The organism is Janthinobacterium sp. GW821-FHT03A03, assembly GCF_059421435.1.
This window is the reverse complement of the sequence record NZ_JBWKUZ010000002.1, coordinates 235,634-250,982: the sequence shown is the minus strand read 5'-3', so window position 1 is coordinate 250,982 and position 15,349 is coordinate 235,634. Positions and strand designations below refer to the sequence as shown.

The 15,349-nt window shown below is 63.8% G+C and carries 19 protein-coding genes; 11 read left to right on the top strand and 8 right to left on the bottom strand.

All coding sequences use genetic code 11. The annotated features are described in order from the left end of the window. Positions 1-39 precede the first annotated feature (39 nt). The 6 genes from tal to ygfZ all read right to left on the bottom strand — a co-directional run bounded on the left by tal (position 40) and on the right by ygfZ (position 5,868). The gene (tal, locus tag AC07VI_RS07690) at positions 40-990 is read right to left on the bottom strand and encodes a transaldolase (RefSeq protein WP_086144534.1); all 951 of its coding nucleotides are present in this window, start codon (positions 988-990) and stop codon (positions 40-42) included. 2 nt (positions 991-992) lie between these two features. After that, positions 993-2,477 carry a xylulokinase gene (xylB, locus tag AC07VI_RS07685; protein WP_492996325.1) on the bottom strand — a complete coding sequence of 495 codons (1,485 nt, stop codon included), beginning with the start codon at positions 2,475-2,477 and terminating at the stop codon, positions 993-995. A 31-nt stretch (positions 2,478-2,508) separates the two neighbouring features. Continuing rightward, complete coding sequence (locus tag AC07VI_RS07680; RefSeq protein WP_086144536.1) at positions 2,509-3,516, bottom strand: LacI family DNA-binding transcriptional regulator; 1,008 nt, start codon at positions 3,514-3,516, stop codon at positions 2,509-2,511. 210 nt (positions 3,517-3,726) lie between these two features. After that, positions 3,727-4,464 carry an NRDE family protein gene (locus AC07VI_RS07675; protein ID WP_086144537.1) on the bottom strand — a complete coding sequence of 246 codons (738 nt, stop codon included), beginning with the start codon at positions 4,462-4,464 and terminating at the stop codon, positions 3,727-3,729. Beyond that, positions 4,455-4,745, bottom strand: a complete 291-nt coding sequence (locus tag AC07VI_RS07670) for a DUF4936 family protein (RefSeq protein ID WP_086144538.1) — start codon at positions 4,743-4,745, stop codon at positions 4,455-4,457. Before AC07VI_RS07670 ends, AC07VI_RS07675 begins: the two co-directional genes overlap by 10 nt. A gap of 7 nt (positions 4,746-4,752) precedes the next feature. Then, complete coding sequence (ygfZ, locus tag AC07VI_RS07665; RefSeq protein ID WP_492994288.1) at positions 4,753-5,868, bottom strand: CAF17-like 4Fe-4S cluster assembly/insertion protein YgfZ; 1,116 nt, start codon at positions 5,866-5,868, stop codon at positions 4,753-4,755. A 176-nt stretch (positions 5,869-6,044) separates the two neighbouring features. On the opposite strand from ygfZ, the gene mltG reads away from it, so the two are divergent. Genes mltG through AC07VI_RS07645 form a run of 4 tightly spaced genes read left to right on the top strand, consistent with a single transcriptional unit; the run spans position 6,045 to position 9,304 of the window. Continuing rightward, entirely contained in the window at positions 6,045-7,031 is a 987-nt protein-coding gene (gene mltG / locus AC07VI_RS07660) for an endolytic transglycosylase MltG (RefSeq protein WP_086144540.1), read from the top strand. 24 nt (positions 7,032-7,055) lie between these two features. Then, positions 7,056-7,697: a dTMP kinase gene (gene tmk / locus AC07VI_RS07655; RefSeq protein WP_099374426.1), complete on the top strand. Its 642-nt coding sequence runs from the start codon at positions 7,056-7,058 to the stop codon at positions 7,695-7,697. 16 nt (positions 7,698-7,713) lie between these two features. Then, positions 7,714-8,742: a DNA polymerase III subunit delta' gene (locus tag AC07VI_RS07650; RefSeq protein ID WP_086144542.1), complete on the top strand. Its 1,029-nt coding sequence runs from the start codon at positions 7,714-7,716 to the stop codon at positions 8,740-8,742. A gap of 46 nt (positions 8,743-8,788) precedes the next feature. Next, positions 8,789-9,304 (top strand): GNAT family N-acetyltransferase, encoded by a 516-nt coding sequence (locus tag AC07VI_RS07645; RefSeq protein WP_086144543.1) that lies wholly within the window; start codon positions 8,789-8,791, stop codon positions 9,302-9,304. A gap of 12 nt (positions 9,305-9,316) precedes the next feature. Here AC07VI_RS07645 and AC07VI_RS07640 read toward each other — a convergent pair whose 3' ends face one another. Further along, positions 9,317-9,676, bottom strand: a complete 360-nt coding sequence (locus AC07VI_RS07640; protein ID WP_143450632.1) for a hypothetical protein — start codon at positions 9,674-9,676, stop codon at positions 9,317-9,319. Between the two features lie 199 nt (positions 9,677-9,875). Between AC07VI_RS07640 and AC07VI_RS07635 the strand changes: the two genes are divergently transcribed. The 7 genes from AC07VI_RS07635 (at position 9,876) to AC07VI_RS07605 (ending at position 14,018) form a co-directional block, all read left to right on the top strand. Continuing rightward, positions 9,876-10,262 (top strand): VOC family protein, encoded by a 387-nt coding sequence (locus AC07VI_RS07635; RefSeq protein WP_099419805.1) that lies wholly within the window; start codon positions 9,876-9,878, stop codon positions 10,260-10,262. A 6-nt stretch (positions 10,263-10,268) separates the two neighbouring features. Then, a complete protein-coding gene (locus AC07VI_RS07630; protein ID WP_099419804.1) occupies positions 10,269-10,568 on the top strand; it encodes a hypothetical protein in 300 nt (99 codons plus the stop codon). A 115-nt stretch (positions 10,569-10,683) separates the two neighbouring features. Beyond that, a complete protein-coding gene (locus AC07VI_RS07625) occupies positions 10,684-11,463 on the top strand; it encodes a TatD family hydrolase (protein WP_492994283.1) in 780 nt (259 codons plus the stop codon). Positions 11,464-11,479: 16 nt separating this feature from the next. Beyond that, positions 11,480-12,130, top strand: a complete 651-nt coding sequence (locus AC07VI_RS07620; protein ID WP_086144548.1) for an ankyrin repeat domain-containing protein — start codon at positions 11,480-11,482, stop codon at positions 12,128-12,130. A gap of 254 nt (positions 12,131-12,384) precedes the next feature. After that, the gene (locus tag AC07VI_RS07615) at positions 12,385-13,308 is read left to right on the top strand and encodes a class I SAM-dependent methyltransferase (RefSeq protein WP_086144549.1); all 924 of its coding nucleotides are present in this window, start codon (positions 12,385-12,387) and stop codon (positions 13,306-13,308) included. 99 nt (positions 13,309-13,407) lie between these two features. Beyond that, a complete protein-coding gene (locus tag AC07VI_RS07610; RefSeq protein WP_086144550.1) occupies positions 13,408-13,656 on the top strand; it encodes a hypothetical protein in 249 nt (82 codons plus the stop codon). Positions 13,657-13,820: 164 nt separating this feature from the next. Continuing rightward, a complete protein-coding gene (locus AC07VI_RS07605) occupies positions 13,821-14,018 on the top strand; it encodes a hypothetical protein (RefSeq protein ID WP_086144551.1) in 198 nt (65 codons plus the stop codon). Positions 14,019-14,074: 56 nt separating this feature from the next. Here AC07VI_RS07605 and AC07VI_RS07600 read toward each other — a convergent pair whose 3' ends face one another. Then, positions 14,075-15,193: a phospholipase A gene (locus AC07VI_RS07600; protein WP_492994280.1), complete on the bottom strand. Its 1,119-nt coding sequence runs from the start codon at positions 15,191-15,193 to the stop codon at positions 14,075-14,077. Positions 15,194-15,349: the final 156 nt, after the last annotated feature.

The following is a 15,349-nucleotide window of genomic DNA, read 5'->3' as shown; positions in this document are numbered from 1 at the left end:
TAAAAACGACTGTGCTACGGGTAAAAACTTTGTTATTCGTTAATGATTACGCAATTTCTCGATCATGGCATCGAGCTTGCCCGCATCGACGGCAAAGCCGCGTATGCCTTCGGCCAGCTTTTCGGTGGCCATCGCATCGTCGTTCAGGGCGTAGCGGAAGGCCGCTTCGTCATAGCTGACGGCCGGCTGCGCCGCGCCCAGGTCAGCGCCCAGCGCGCGCTCGAACGGCGCATCCAGCGCTTCGAGCTTGGCCAGCAAGTCCGGGCTGATGGTCAGCAAGTCGCAGCCGGACAAGGCCGTGATCTGCCCCACGTTGCGGAAGCTGGCGCCCATCACTTGCGTGGCGATGCCATGTTGCTTGTAGTAATTAAAGATGCGCGTGACGGACTGCACGCCTGGATCGTTGGACAGGCTGCGCGCCGCTTCGTCCCATGCCGCGCCCAGCGATTTTTTATGCCAGTCGTAGATGCGGCCCACGAACGGCGAAATCAGCCGCACCTTCGCGTCGGCGCAGGCGACGGCCTGGCAAAACGCGAACAGCAGGGTAAGGTTGCAAAAAATGCCATCTTTTTCCAGTTCGCGCGCGGCCTCGATGCCTTCCCAGGTGGCGGCGACCTTGATCAGCACGCGCTCGCGTTTTACTCCAGCCTGCTCGTACAGGGCGATCAGACGGCGTCCGCGGGCCACGGTGGCGTCGCGGTCAAAGCTCAAACGGGCATCGACTTCCGTCGAGACGCGCCCCGGCACGACTTTTAATATCTCCAGGCCGAAGCGCACCAGCACCTGGTCGACGATATCGTCGAGCGCGGCATTCTTGTGGGCGGCGACCGTGCTTTCCAGCAAGGGCGCGTAATCGGGCTGCAGCACGGCCTTTAAAATCAGCGACGGATTGGTGGTGGCGTCCTGCGGCGCGAAGCGGGCCAGTTGCAAAAAGTCGCCCGTGTCGGCGACGACGGTGCTGGTTTGCTTCAGTTGTTGCAGCTGATTCATTACTATTCCTTCTCACTGAGTTGGTGCAGGGCTTGCACGGCGGGAAACAGGCTACGGTAGCGGCCGTAACGGATGCCCAAGGCTGCGCCGTGCGCGGCGTCGGGCTGGAAAACGTTGTTGATGAGCAATCCCTGCGTCAGCAGGCTGGCGTCGCCGATGGCGGCAAAGCCCAGCTTGGCCGCACCGAGGCTGGCCGACAGTTCGCTGTTGTGCAGGGTGCGCATCTCGCGTCCCAGCACATTGGCCAGCAGCTGCGCCCAGTACTGGCTGCGCGCGCCGCCGCCCACCAGCATGCAGTGGGGAATCAGCGCGCCCGTCGATGTGACGGCGGCCATGGCGTCGCGCAAGGCGAAGGCCACGCCTTCGAGCACGGCGTAGCCGAGCTGCGCCGGCGTGCTGTCGTGGCCCAGCTGCAAAAAGGCGCCGCGCACCTGCGGGTCGTTGTGCGGCGTGCGCTCGCCCGACAGGTAGGGCAGGAACAGCGGCGCCGATGGCGCGATGACAGTGTCGAGCGGCAGGGCGTTTTCCACCAGCGCCAGCAGGGCCGCCTCGTCGGGCTGGCCCAGCACGCCAGTGGCCCAGCGCAGACAGCTGGCGCCGGAGAGAATCGCGCCCATCGCATACCAGCGGCCGGGCAGGGCGTGGCAAAAGCTGTGCACGCCGCCGGCCGGATTGCCCAGCGGCGTTTCCGTCACGGAAACGATGGCGGCGCTGGTGCCCAGCGAAATAAAGCTGTCGCCGCCGTTGACGGCGCCGATGCCCACGGCCGAGACCGGGTTATCGCCGCCGCCGGCGGCCACCACCACGTCCATGGGCAGGCCCAGCTGATCGGCGACGGCGGCCCGCACGGTGCCCGTGGCCGCGTCGCCTTCGGCCAGCGCCGGCAGCTGGTCGAGCCGCAAGCCGCAGGCGGCCACCATGGGCGGGAACCAGGCGCGGGCGGCCTCGTCCAGCCACAGGGTGCCGGCCGCGTCGGACATGTCCGTCAGCTTGATCCCCGTCAACTGCAGGCGCAGATAATCCTTTGGCGACAGCAGGCAGGCGATGGCGGCAAACGCGGCCGGTTCATGCTTTTGCAGCCACAGCAGTTTCGGCGCCGTCAGGCCCGCCATCGGCAGGCTGCCCGTCACGTCCGCGTAGGCGCGATAGTCGCGCGCCAGGGCGGCCGCTTCGGCATCGGCGCGCGCGTCGTTCCACAGGATGGCGGGGCGGATCACCTTGTCATTGCTGTCAAGCAGCACGGCGCCGTGCATCTGGCCCGACAGGCCGATGCAGGCGACGTGCGCGTAGTCCTGCGGCCAGGCGGCGCGCAGCTGGCCCAGCGCCTGGACGCAGGCGGCCCACCAGTCCTGCGGCGACTGTTCGGACCAGCCCGGCCGCGGGCGGCTGGTGTCGATGCGCACGGAAGCCTGGCCGCGCACGGCGCCGCTGCCGTCCATCAGCACGGTTTTCAGTTCGGAGGTACCGAGGTCGATACCGAGGGAAATGGCTGGATGCATGTGTATTTACGGTAAAAGGTCAGGGGCAGCCGCAGGAATTGCGCACGCGCAAGGTCGGCGACAAACGCTGCACGTGCCGGGCGCGGCCCGGGTTGGCGATGCGTTCGATCAGCAGGTCGACGGCCCTGGCGCCCAGCTCTTCGAGCGGCTGGGCCATCACGGTCAGGCGGGGGCTGAAGTAATCGGCCCAGTCGAAATCATCGAAGCCGGCCAGCGCGACGTCTTGCGGTACCGCAATGTGCGCGTCGCGCAAGGCGTGCATGGTGCCGATGGTCATCAGGTTATTGCCGGCCACGATGGCCGTCGGGCGCTGTCCGGCGGGCAGGGCCAGCAGCTCGCGCGTGGCCGCGCCGCTGCGCTCGAGGTTCGAGTCGCCCGAGCGCAGCAGGTCCGGGTCAAAGACGATATCGGCGCGCTGCAGGGCCAGGCGGTAGCCGTCGATGCGCTCGTCCGTCGTCGACAGGCCCGGTGCGCCGCTGATGAAACCGATGCGGCGGTGGCCGTGGGCCGCGATCAGATGGCTGACCAGTTCGGCCGTCGCCTCGCTGTTTTCCACGCCCACCTGGTCGAATGGCTGGGGCGACATGCGGTCAACCAGCACGGAAGCGATCTTGTTGCTGTTTAAATAGTCGAGGGCGCGGTTGTGCGCATCGCCGGACGGCGCCAGCACGATGCCGTCGACCCGGCGCTGGTGCAGGTTCTGCACTACCTTGAGTTCCTGTTCCGGATCGTCATGCGTATCGGAAAACAGCATCATCAGGCCGTGGCGCGTGCAGGCGGCCTCGATGGCGCGCACGGTTTCGCTGAAGTAATGATTGGTGAACGCGGAAATGGCCACGCCGATGGTGCCCGACGAGGAGCCGGCCAGCGCGCGCGCCAGCATGTTCGGCACGTAGCCGATCTGCTGCATGGCCGCGTTGACGGCGGCGACGGTTTTCGGGCTGACCTTGCGGGTGCCGTTGAGTACGTGCGAGACGGTCGACAGCGATACGTCCGCCGCCCGCGCTACATCTTCCATGGTGGCCATGGTGTCTCCTGATGGTTTTATTCTTATTGTGTGCTGCGATGGGGTGCGGCTGTGTCGCCGCGTTGGATTCCATCGTAAACAAAAGAAAGCGCTTGCGCAAGCGCTTTCTTTTTTTGCGCGCAAACGTTTTAAAGCATCATGGGATGGTCATGCGGAGGCAGCAGTGGCGGTGTCCGGGGTCTGACCCGGCGGGTCAGACCCCGGAGCGGTTTATTGGATCACCAGCTCATGCAGTTCGCCGGGCGAGTCCGGGAACAGTTTGACGACGGTGGAGGTGCGCGTGCCGTAGCCCGGCGTGTCGATGCAGACGGCGGACAGCACGCGCTCGAGGTCGAGCGGCACGCCCGTGTCGGGCAGGCGGAAGTCGGGCGCGCGCGTGGTGTCGGCCAGCATGTCGAAATAGGCGTCGTCGGGCGCGCCCTGGCACAGCAGGCTGGCGAACTGGGCCTTGGTTTTCAGGACCTTGGGCCATGGCGCGTCGAGCAGGGCGTTCGACAGGCCGTAGATGCCCGGTTCCAATGGATGGCCATTGCGCGCATCGCCGTCGCCCCGGTTGGAAAACCAGATCAGCGTATGCGCGTCGCCCAGCACCAGATTAAAGCCGTTGTAGGCTTTGCAGCCCGCGCGGATTTGCGCGATATAGTCCTGCGGCGACATCGTGCCGGCCAGGTAGTCGGCCACCAGGGCGCCGCGCGAGGGGGCGTCCGGATTGCGGTCTTGCGGGCTGCGGATATTCGTGATGGCGGCAAAGCGCGAGCTGCCGCTGCCGGCCTGGGTGATGCCCATCCAGCTGCCGCCCGCCTGCAGGTCGCGGCCCGCATACACTTGCGGGTGCTCGGGCCAGGCCCCGGCCGGGGCGCTGGCGCGTTCATAGAATTCGTCACGGTTGGCGGCGGCAATCAGCGGGACGTGCGGATTGACTTTCCAGGCAAAAACGATCAGGCACATGGGGGCAAGTCCATGAACACTTCCGTATGGCGCGCGCCGGCCGTCAGCGACAGCAGGCCAGCCTCGTCGGCCGCAGCGGCCAGCAAGTCCGTAAAACCTTCGCCGACGACGGGGTAGATTTCCATCCACGTCTGCAAGCCATCCTTGGCTTCCGGACGGCGCTTCAGCTGCGGCGCCACGCCGCAGGCGGCTGCCAGCTTGGCCTGCAGGGCGCGCACGCGGGCTTCCAGCGCCTGGGCGTGCTCTTCCTTGACCTGATAGTAAATGTACAAATCTTTCATGGCATTCTCACAGGTCGAGTGCGTCGAGCACGTAAGGCATGGACAGGAATTGCACGTGAGCACCCTGGGCCGTGCCGTAGCGCACGGCGCCGGTGGCGCTTGAACCTTCCGCTATCGCCCCCAGTTTCATTTCAACGAGGGCGTCGACGCCGCCGTCACCGTTCGGCGCGGCGTTGACGACCATGCCGCAAGGCTGGTCCGGGTCGCTGACGGCAAACAGTTCGCCGCCGGCCACGGCGGACGCATCGGCGATGCTGACGAGGGTGGTGCGGCGCTTGAGCTTGCCCAGGTACTGGCTGCGCGCAACGATTTCCTGGCCCGGGTAGCAGCCTTTCTTGAAATTGACGCCGCCCAGCAGCTCGAAATTGACCATCTGCGGCACGAATTGCTCTTGCGTGGCGGCCGTGATCTGCGGAATGCCCGCGTGGATGTCGGACAGTTGCCAGCAATCATAGCCGCCCTTGGCCAGTCTTTCAGCCAGCTGCGGCCAGGCGTCGCGCGCCGTGGCGGCCGACGTCAGCCATTGGTAGCGGGCGCTGCCGAAGGCATCGGCCACGCGCAGCAGGGTGCCGGACGCCTGTTCGACCTTGCTGAACGGCGTGGCGGGCAGCACGGGGAAGATGGCGGACAGGGCCGCGCCGGCTTGCTTGCCGCCGAGGCCTAGGACGACTTGATTGCCTGCATCCAAGGAGGCATCGTGCAGCTTGGCCTTGGCGCGCAGCACGAACATCTGCAGGCGCTTCTGGATGGCCGGCTGTATGGCGCGCGGCAATTGCAGGTAAATGGTGGTGGCATTGCGCCACATCAGGAAACTGGCCAGCAGGCGGCCTTTTGGCGTGCAGTAGCCGGCCAGGCGCACTTGCTCCTGGTTCAGGCGTTCCACGTCGTTGGTCAGCTGGCCATGCAGGAAACTGGCCGCCTCGTCGCCATTGATGCCGATCAAGCCCTGGTCCGTGATGGCCGCGACAAAGCCGTTTTGCAGCTGGGGCACTGTCAGGGACTGGCCAAAATCGGCGATGGGGGCAACGGTGGCGGGGAGGGTACTGTCTGGCGCGCCTTCGGGAGGGACGGGACGGGCGCCTTGCGCAGCTAAAAATTGATTCCAGTTATTCATAATTTCCATTAGATCAGCGATTAAGCATTATCATTACGGGTTCATTATAGTGATGTCGCGCGGATCGCGTCGGCAGCGGCAAGAATCCATGCATTCGTGCAGGTTTGCGCGAGTTTCATTCAGTAATGAACGATCACAACAAGCGCGCGTTGCTCTCCAGCGCACGCATCACAAGAATCGGAACAATGGCTTTCTTTAAAAAACTTGTAGTCAGTTCGGTCATCGCCGCCATCGGCGTGGGCGGTACTTTTGTGTACTGGGCGCAGCAGCCCATCACGACGGAAGGCGAGGCGATTCCGTTTGCCATCGCGCCCGGCAGCGGCGCGCATGCGGCCGGCCAGCAGATCGCGGACGCGGGCGTGCCCATCGTGCCCATCCTGTTCAACATGCTGGCGCGCATCGAAGGCAAGACCTCGAAGATCAAGGCCGGCTCCTACGAGCTGAAACCGGGCACGACGCCGCAGCGGCTGATCACGCAGCTGGCGCGCGGCGAGTTCGCGCAAGAGTCCTTGACCATCATCGAAGGCTGGACCTTCAGGCAGATGCGCATGGCCATGGCCAGCCATCCCGGCCTCAAGCACGATACCGTGGGCCTGTCCGACAAGGAACTGATGGCGAAGATCAGCCCCGAGTATCCCTTGCCGGAAGGCCTGTTCTTCCCGGATACCTATCTGTTCGCCAAGGGCGCCAGCGAGATGCAGATCTTCAGGCAGGCGCACGCGGCCATGATAGGCCGCCTGTCCGAGGCCTGGGACAAGCGCGATCCGGCCCTGCCATATAAGACCCCATACCAGGCGCTGGTGATGGCGTCCATCGTGGAAAAGGAAACGGGGCAGAAATCCGAGCGCGCCATGATCGCCGGCGTGTTCGTCAACCGCCTGAAGACGGGCATGCTGCTGCAGACGGACCCCACCGTCATCTACGGCATGGGCGACAGCTACCAGGGCAAGATCCGCAAACGCGACCTGGAAGCGGACACCCCGTACAATACCTACACGCGCGGCGGCTTGCCGCCCACGCCGATCGCCTTGCCGGGCGCGCAATCGCTGACGGCGGCGCTGGCGCCGGCCCGCACCCAGGCCCTGTATTTCGTCGCGCGCGGCGACGGCACCAGCCAGTTTTCGGCCAACCTGCCCGACCATAACCGCGCCGTGAACCAGTATCAGCGCTAATATTATTATCAGATCAAGAGTTTCATGACACAACACTATCAACCGCGCTTCATCACCTTCGAAGGCATCGATGGCGCGGGCAAGTCCACGCATATCGGCTTTGTCGCCGACTACCTGCGGCAGCGGGGCGTGATGCTCGTCTCGTCGCGCGAACCGGGCGGCACCAGTCTCGGCGAAAAGCTGCGCGAACTGCTGCTGCATGAAAAGATGCACCTGGAAACGGAAGCCTTGCTGATGTTCGCCAGCCGCCGCGAACACATCGCGCAAGTCATCGCCCCCGCCCTGGCGCGGGGCGAGTGGGTCATTTCCGACCGCTTCAGCGATGCCAGCTTCGCCTACCAGGGCGGCGGGCGCGGCATGGACTTGCGCAAGATGGAGCAGCTCGAAGCGTGGGTGCACCCGCATTTGCAGCCCGACATCACTTTCCTGTTCGACGTGCCCCTGGACGTTGCCCGGGCCCGCCTGGACGCCACGCGCGAACTCGACAAGTTCGAGCAGGAGCGCGCGGACTTCTTTGCCGCCACGCGTAACGAGTACCTGCGCCGCGCGACCCAGTTTCCCGAGCGCTTCCGCATCATCGATGCCACGCACAGCATCGCCGATATCCAGGTGCAGCTGGCGAAACTGCTTGATGTATTGCTCGAACAAAGCACTGTAATGCGCTGATTTAAAAGAAGAAGATATGACCAGTTCTCTCTATCCGTGGCAGCAGGACGCCTGGCAGCAGTTGCAAGCCTTGCGCCCGCGCATGCCGCACGCCATCCTCTTCCATGGCGCGCAGGGCATCGGCAAGGCCGACTTCATCGAGCACTTTGCGCAAGCGCTGCTGTGCGAAGACGTGCGCGCCGACGGCCATGCCTGCGGCGCCTGCGTCTCGTGCGGCTGGTTTAGCCAGGGCAACCATCCCGATTACCGCAGGGTTCGCCCGGAAGCGCTGGAAGACGAGGTGGCCGACGACGGCGAAGAGGGCGAGGGCGCGAAGAAAAGCGCCAAGAGCAAGACGCCGTCGAAGGATATCAAGATCGAGCAGATCCGCAACCTGGCCGACTTCATGAACATTTCCACGCACCGCCAGGGCTTGCGCGTGGTGGTGCTGTATCCGGCCGAGGCGCTCAACACGCCCGCCTCGAACGCCCTGCTGAAAACCCTGGAAGAGCCGCCGCCGGGCACGCTGTTCCTGCTGGCCTCGAACAGCCTGGACCGATTGCTGCCGACGATCTTGTCGCGCTGCAGGAAATTTGCCCTGCCCATGCCCAGCCACGAGCAGGCTTTGACCTGGCTCAAGGCCCAGGGCTTGAACGACGCGGACAGCTGGCTGCGCGAGCAGGGCGGCGCGCCGCTGGCGGCGCTGGCCCAGTCCGAATCGGGCGGCCGCGAGGAAACGGAACAGCTGCTGCAGGTGCTGGCCAACCCGGGCGTGGAAGCGGCCCTGAAAGCGGCTGACAAATTGCAGAAGGCGCCGCTGGCGCCGCTGGTGGCGTCCTTGCAGCGCTGGCTGTACGACGTGTTTTCCGTCAAGCTGTCCGGCACCATCCGCTACTACCCGCGCCACCGGCGCGAACTCGAAGCGCTGGCCGCGCGCATCAACGTCAGCCGTCTGATGGCCGCCATCAAGGCCGCCAACGAACGCCGGGCGATTGCCGAGCACCCGCTGTCGCCGAAGCTGTTCCTCGAAGACATGCTGCTCGACTACGCGTCAAGCTGCCAGTAAAGAGTCCATATAATCAATCGCTTGTCGCCACTATTTAAATAAGAATATGAACTATCGCCACCGCATTGCCACGCTTGCCGACCTGCCTGCCATCGTCGCCATCTACAACACGACGATCGCTTCGCGCGAAGTGACGGCCGACACGGAACCCGTGACAGTCGAGTCGCGCCTGGCCTGGTTCCACGAACACACGCCCGAGCGCCGCCCCCTGTGGATCATCGAGGCGGCCGATGACGGCTCCGGGCAGCCCGAGCCTTTGGGCTGGCTGTCGTACTCGAACTTTTATGGCCGTCCCGCTTACTCGGGCACGGCGGAGCTGTCCGTCTACATCGCGGAAAGCGCGCGCGGCAAGGGCATAGGCGCCTACGGCCTGACGCAGGCCATCGCCCACGCGCCTGCCGTCGGCGTGCACACGGTGCTCGGCTTCATCTTCGGCCACAACGCGCCCAGCCTGGGCCTGTTCAAGAAATTCGGCTTCGAGACGTGGGCGAACCTGCCGAAAGTGGCGAACCTCGATGGCGTGGAACGCGATCTGATTATCCTGGGCAAGCGCGTCGGCTGATAGGGATAGGCCTCAGCCGCAGGTGCGCGTGCAGCTGCGGTAGCGCACTTCGCAGGCCTGCAGGCGCTCGGCGCGCCGGGCGCGGAAGGCCTGGGCTTCGGTGGGGCGCAGCTGCTCCGCTTGCGTGTCGACATTCCTGCCGGCCGCGACGTAAGGATTGCTGCTCGGTTTCATCGACAGGACGGGGCTGCCATCGTTTTCCGTGGCGCCTTGCGCCTGCGCGCGGCAATCCTGGCGCGCCGAGGCGCAGACGGGCTGGCACAGGCCCGCCTCGGCGGCAGGCCTGGGCGCGTCGCGCCTGTCCTGGGCATGCGCCGGCTGCGCCAGGCCGGCCAGCAGTGTCAACATCAGGGGACAGGCAATTTTCAGCATGAAACACTCCACGTAGCCGCACGCCGCCCCATGGCTGCGCGTCAGCCAGCCACTATACATCTTGATAACGTTTCTGCCTAGGCAGGCAAGTCCGGGCGCGCGGCCCTGCGGCGCTGGCCCGTTTGCCATGCCCGGGGTGCGGTGGTACAGTCATGTCACTTTGCAAAGCACGCGGGCGCACCCCGCAACGGAGGCGTCAATGAAACGGGTCACTGGCATCGGCGGCATCTTTTTCCACGCGCGAGATCCGGCCGCGCTGCGCGCCTGGTACCAGCGCCACCTGGGCCTCGATGTGCAGCCCTGGGGCGGCGCCGCCTTCAGCTGGACGGACGCCGACGGCCAGCCCGCTGGCGGCACCACCATCTGGTCCGTGGCGGCCGACGACAGCGAGCAATTTGCGCCCGGCAAGGCTTCCTTCATGATCAACTACCGCGTCGACAACCTCGACGCGCTGCTGCAAGCCCTGCGCGACGAGGGCTGCACCGTGCTGGACAAGGCGCCCGACTCGGAATATGGCCAGTTCGGCTGGGTCATCGACCCCGAGGGCAACAAGGTGGAGCTGTGGCAGCCGCCCGAGGGGCAGTAGGTGGCCATGTTGAAGGAAGTCATGTCAAACGGGAGCCACGCGACATGCCCGAAGTGCCATGCCAGCGCGCAGGTGCGGCACAAGAAGATACTAATCGGCAAGGCCAGTCCGCGCGCGCTTTTTTGCGACGAGGGCGAAGAGCGGGCGGGCTATCGACGTGCCGACCAGCTTGCAATCGACGAATGCACGGCAGCAGCCTTGGGAAAAGCGCCTTTGGAACAATTCCTGGATGGCTATTATTGCGGCGGATGCGACGTGGGCTTTGTCGCCGATTCCGTCCGGCAGCGCTTTACGCAGATCCTCTGATGCAGCCCATGGCCCCGATGGCGTCGCCGCTGGCACGGGCCATTGCCGACATGCCGCAGCCGACATAGTGCGTTCTGCCTGCCAGATTCCGCCCGCTCCGGTACAATCGCGCCTTATGTATATCGATTCCCATTGCCATATCAATTTCCCCGAGCTGGCTGCTCGCATGCCCGAGATCCTCGCCAAGATGGCTGAGAACAAGGTGACGCACGCGCTGTGCGTGTCCGTCGACCTGCCGGACTTCCCGCAGGTGCTGGCCCTGGCCGAGCAGTATCCGCATATTTTCGCTTCCGTCGGCGTGCATCCCGACTACGAGGACACGCCTGAACCGTCGGTGGAAGACCTGGTGCGTCTGGCCGACCATCCGAAAATCATCGCCATCGGCGAGACGGGTCTTGACTATTTCCGCCTGACGGGCGACCTCGAGTGGCAGCGCGAGCGTTTCAGAACGCACATCAAAGCTTCAAGAATCGCCCGTAAACCCTTGATTATCCACACAAGAGCGGCCAGTGAAGACACCATCCGCATCATGCGCGAAGAGGGCGCGGGCGTGGCCGACGGCGGCGTGGCCGGCGTCATGCATTGCTTTACTGAATCGCTGGAAGTGGCGCGCGCCGCCATCGACATGGGTTTCTATATTTCGTTTTCCGGCATCGTCACCTTCAAGAGCGCCAGGGATTTGCAGGCCGTGGCCCTGGAAGTGCCGCTCGAGCGCATCCTCATCGAGACGGATTCGCCGTATCTGGCGCCCGTGCCCTTCCGCGGCCGTATGAACGAGCCCGGCTACGTGGCCCACGTGGCCGAGTATCTGTCGACCCTGAAAGGCATCCCTTTGGCCCAGGTGGCGCAGCAGACGACGGATAATTTCTTCAAATTATTCAATCAGTTGCCGTAATCTCTTAAGGTCAGCCATGATGAAAAAACTCGCTGCGGCGATGCTCTTGTGCTGGGCCGCCGCCAGCCAGGCGGCGCCGGAACCGGAGGCCTTCTTCCGCGCCGTCTCCGTCAACAACGACAGCGGCGTGCGCGGCATGCTGGCCGACGGCATGAATCCGAACCAGCCCGACGCGCAGCGCGGCGACATACCGCTGGTGCTGGCCTTGCGCGACGATGCCGATAAAGTGTTCAAGCTGCTGCTGGACGCTCCCGGCATCGATATCGAGGCCCGGTCGGCCAACGGCAACACGGCGCTGATGATGGCCGCATATAAACACAAGCTGGACGCGGTGAACGCCTTGCTGGCCAGGGGCGCCAAGGTCAACCAGAGCGGCTGGACGGCGCTCCATTATGCGGCCTCGGCGGGCGACCTGCCCATCATGAAGATCCTGCTCGACCGCGACGCGGCCGTCGACGCGCGCGCGCCGGCCAACATCACGCCGCTGATGTTCGCCGCCCGCGAAGGGCAGGAGGGCGCCGTCAGGCTGCTGCTGTCCTGGGGCGCGGACGCCAGCCTGAAGAGCGACCACGGCTGGACGGCCGTGCAGTTCGCCCAGGCCGGCGACAAGCCGGGCGTGGTGGCCATCATCGAGGCGGCGCAAAAGGCGCGCGCCGCCAGAAAATAGCCTTTGTATTAATATTTTCCATGCCAGCGGCAAAACTGGCATGGAATTGCCTCTCACCTCAGCCCTTTGTTCTCCCTGGCGATTAACGATAATGATCGTGTCGCATTAATCAGGAGATTTTTCGCATGGGCCATCCCACCACCGCCAGGCGCCGGCTGTACTGTCGCCGCCCCTCGCGCAGCCCGTGCGATATCACTGCTTTCTGGAATGACAAAACCGATCGGCCATCGGAGCCAGACTCCAAGAGGACAGACATGCTGAATGAACGAGAAATCGAGAGTTGTTACCTGGGGCAATTTATCCCCGTCCATTACCACCACAATATGCTGATGGACCAGAACCGCATGCACGGCTTCAAGTCGGCGATCGATTACGCGGTGAAACCCGGCATGAAGGTGCTGGAGCTGGGCGGCGGCACGGGCGTGCTGTCGTGGTTTGCGGCCGCGCGCGCCGACAAGGTGTGGTGCGTGGAGTTCAATCCCGACATGGTGAAGGAGGCGCGCAAGATGCTGGCGCTCAACCCGAACGGTGAAAAAGTGGAAGTCGTTCACGCGGACGCCTTCGAATACCTGCCGCCCGAGCCTGTCGACGTGGTTATCTGCGAAATGATTCACGTGGGCATGCTGCGTGAGAAGCAGGTGGAAGTGATCGAATCGTTCAAGCGCCGCTATCTGGCCCGCTTCGGCGGCCCGCTGCCCATCTTCCTGCCCGAGGCCGTCATCATGGCCGTGCAGCCGATGCAGCAGGAATACGATTTCGAGGGCTTTTATGCGCCCATCGTGCAATTCCAGGAAACCACGGCCATCCATCCTGGCGTGCAGGAACTGGCGCCGCCGACCGTCTACAGCATCATCGACTTCAGCCAGCCGACGGACAGCGTGTTCGGCTTCGACGGCAAGTTCGTCGTCGAGCGCAGCGGCACCCTGAACGCCTTGCGTTTCGTCACCAAGAACATCCTGGCCGTCGTGCCCGAGCGTTCGACCACCATCGACTGGCTGAATCACTACATGTGCCTGCCGCTGGCCGCGCCGCTGGCCGTGAAGGCGGGCGACGTGCTGCAAGTGAGCTTCCAGTACCGCGCCGGCGGCGCGATTCCTTCGCTGGAAGCGTCGATCCGCGCGCAGGTCATCTACGATGTCAACTTGCAGCCAGTGACGCAGAACCCTGTCTACGCCTGAGTATCATTGATTTAAAGATAACGTCGCAGCGATTTCATCCTGCGGCGTTCGTCCATTCAGGGTATATTTCGTCTTTTACCACCGGACAGCTTTACTATCATGGAACAGATCGATCAGCGTTACCTCGTGCAACAGAATAAAATCAGCGACGGCGAGACCAGGCCGCCCGTGTTTGCCAAGGTAATGCGCAGCAAGGAAGGCGTGTTTGAAGGCGTATCCTTCATCAAGTCGAAGGACAAGGCCTCGATCCTGACCATCGAAGAAGCCAACCAGGCCATCAAATGGGCTGCCAGCAAGAAGCCGAACGCGCATGAATACATCACGAAAGTGATTTGCGTCGGCCAGTAAGCGCTTCGCCGGCTGCCGTCCATCCCCGCTTTTCCTCCGTCCATCCTCCCATTGTGCCGTTCATCGCATGGCCGTTGCCGGCCTTGCCGCGCTTGACTATAGTGCGGTCACGGTAGCGGGGCAAGCGCGGCTTGCTCCGCACATTTCATTCTAGGGGGAAGGCGATGCTGGGATTCGTGCTGTGGCTGCTGCTTTTGCTGGTGTGCTGGCCCCTGGCCCTGCTGGCGCTCGTGCTGTATCCGCTGGCCTGGCTGCTGCTGTTGCCGTTCCGGCTGATCGGCATCGGCGTGGACGGCGTCTTTGAATTGCTGCGCGCCATCGTCATGCTGCCGGCCCGCGTGCTGGGCGGCGGGCGGCACTGAACTGGATTTCCCATAAAAAATGGCGCCCTCGGCGCCATTTTTGTTTGCCGTGCCGCTTACAGGTCGACCATGAAACCGGCGCCGATCGACTTTTGCGAATAGTTGTAGTCGATCAAGCTCTGGCCATAGCCGGAGAACAGTTGCAGATAGCCCTTCAGGTTGGCCTTCAGCGGGAAAGCCCAGCTGGCCTGCATGGCGCCATGCTTCTTGCTGAAATTGCGGCGCGCCGTGACGGCGTATTCATGGCCCTTGTTGCGGTAGCTCAAGCGCAGATCGCCATGTCCCATGTAATCGGTGATGTCGATATTGTCATTGTCCGTCGCGCTGTTGTCGAGACGGTGCCAGACGCGGGCCGTGACGGCCAGGTTATCTTTCTCCATGCCCAGCTCGGCATACACGCGGTTCCAGCTGCGCGACAGGGTCGACGTCTGGCCATTCGACTGGTGCACCAGGCCCAGGTTCAGGTAATTGAACTCCAGGCCCGCGAAATTCTTGTTGATCGGCAAGATCAGCATCAGTTCCGGCTGGTAATTGGTCTCGCGGAAGGGACTCGATGCCTTGCGATTATATGCCTGCCAAAAACTTTGCTGCGTGTAGCCGAACCACATGTCGATGGGCGTGCCGGCGATGTCTTCCAGCAGCTTCATCTTGAAACTCAGCTGGAAGGTCAATTCCACATGCTGGCTCTTGATGCCGGCCGGCGTGAAATCCTGGAACGGTTCATCGTTCGAGGCGTCGCTGTAATTGGCCAGCAGCAGATACGTGTCGCGGTGGGGACGGAAGTTGAACAGGCCCCGCTTCGAGGCGTCGTTCAGCTCCCACGATTGCTGGGTGCGCGAAATCGGCGCTTCCGGCGGCGCCGCGCCGGCCTGGGCGATGGCGGGAATGGCGGCGTTGACGGCGTCCGGCGTGGCCACGCCCGGCGGGCTGACAAACGTGAGGGGCGCGACCTCGGCCGCTGCCGCCAGGGTGACGGCTGCGGTGGCGGGGTCGCCGCCGGCGGCGATGGTGGCTTTTTCCGCCGCCTTGGCCAGGGTGTCGAAGCAGCCCAGACGGGCACTGGCGTCGCCGAGCACGGCGCAACGCTGCATTTGCTGTTCCAGTTCGCCGGCCATGGCCAGCGCTGGCGAGGCCAGCAGGGAGGAGAGGATTATTTTTCTTAGGTGGATAGTCATAGGCTGAGTAGGGCATGTCATTCGGTGCGCACCTGGGCTGGCATGCCGGCGGCGTCGCCTTGCACGATAATTCACCGTGCGTCTTGATTTTTATTAATCTTTGTTGAATTAACGTTCAAAAAATTCAAGCTCGGGAAGTATAGCCGAATCCGCAAT

Bases quoted from the DNA above. Each gene is read 5' to 3' on its own strand.
- tal (WP_086144534.1), bottom strand. From the start codon at position 990: ATGAATCAGCTGCAACAACTGAAGCAAACCAGCACCGTCGTCGCCGAC.
- AC07VI_RS07680 (WP_086144536.1), bottom strand. From the start codon at position 3,516: ATGGCCACCATGGAAGATGTAGCGCGGGCGGCGGACGTATCGCTGTCG.
- AC07VI_RS07675 (WP_086144537.1), bottom strand. From the start codon at position 4,464: ATGTGCCTGATCGTTTTTGCCTGGAAAGTCAATCCGCACGTCCCGCTG.
- AC07VI_RS07670 (WP_086144538.1), bottom strand. From the start codon at position 4,745: ATGAAAGATTTGTACATTTACTATCAGGTCAAGGAAGAGCACGCCCAG.
- ygfZ (WP_492994288.1), bottom strand. From the start codon at position 5,868: ATGGAAATTATGAATAACTGGAATCAATTTTTAGCTGCGCAAGGCGCC.
- mltG (WP_086144540.1), top strand. From the start codon at position 6,045: ATGGCTTTCTTTAAAAAACTTGTAGTCAGTTCGGTCATCGCCGCCATC.
- tmk (WP_099374426.1), top strand. From the start codon at position 7,056: ATGACACAACACTATCAACCGCGCTTCATCACCTTCGAAGGCATCGAT.
- AC07VI_RS07650 (WP_086144542.1), top strand. From the start codon at position 7,714: ATGACCAGTTCTCTCTATCCGTGGCAGCAGGACGCCTGGCAGCAGTTG.
- AC07VI_RS07645 (WP_086144543.1), top strand. From the start codon at position 8,789: ATGAACTATCGCCACCGCATTGCCACGCTTGCCGACCTGCCTGCCATC.
- AC07VI_RS07640 (WP_143450632.1), bottom strand. From the start codon at position 9,676: ATGCTGAAAATTGCCTGTCCCCTGATGTTGACACTGCTGGCCGGCCTG.
- AC07VI_RS07635 (WP_099419805.1), top strand. From the start codon at position 9,876: ATGAAACGGGTCACTGGCATCGGCGGCATCTTTTTCCACGCGCGAGAT.
- AC07VI_RS07630 (WP_099419804.1), top strand. From the start codon at position 10,269: ATGTTGAAGGAAGTCATGTCAAACGGGAGCCACGCGACATGCCCGAAG.
- AC07VI_RS07625 (WP_492994283.1), top strand. From the start codon at position 10,684: ATGTATATCGATTCCCATTGCCATATCAATTTCCCCGAGCTGGCTGCT.
- AC07VI_RS07620 (WP_086144548.1), top strand. From the start codon at position 11,480: ATGATGAAAAAACTCGCTGCGGCGATGCTCTTGTGCTGGGCCGCCGCC.
- AC07VI_RS07615 (WP_086144549.1), top strand. From the start codon at position 12,385: ATGCTGAATGAACGAGAAATCGAGAGTTGTTACCTGGGGCAATTTATC.
- AC07VI_RS07610 (WP_086144550.1), top strand. From the start codon at position 13,408: ATGGAACAGATCGATCAGCGTTACCTCGTGCAACAGAATAAAATCAGC.
- AC07VI_RS07605 (WP_086144551.1), top strand. From the start codon at position 13,821: ATGCTGGGATTCGTGCTGTGGCTGCTGCTTTTGCTGGTGTGCTGGCCC.
- AC07VI_RS07600 (WP_492994280.1), bottom strand. From the start codon at position 15,193: ATGACTATCCACCTAAGAAAAATAATCCTCTCCTCCCTGCTGGCCTCG.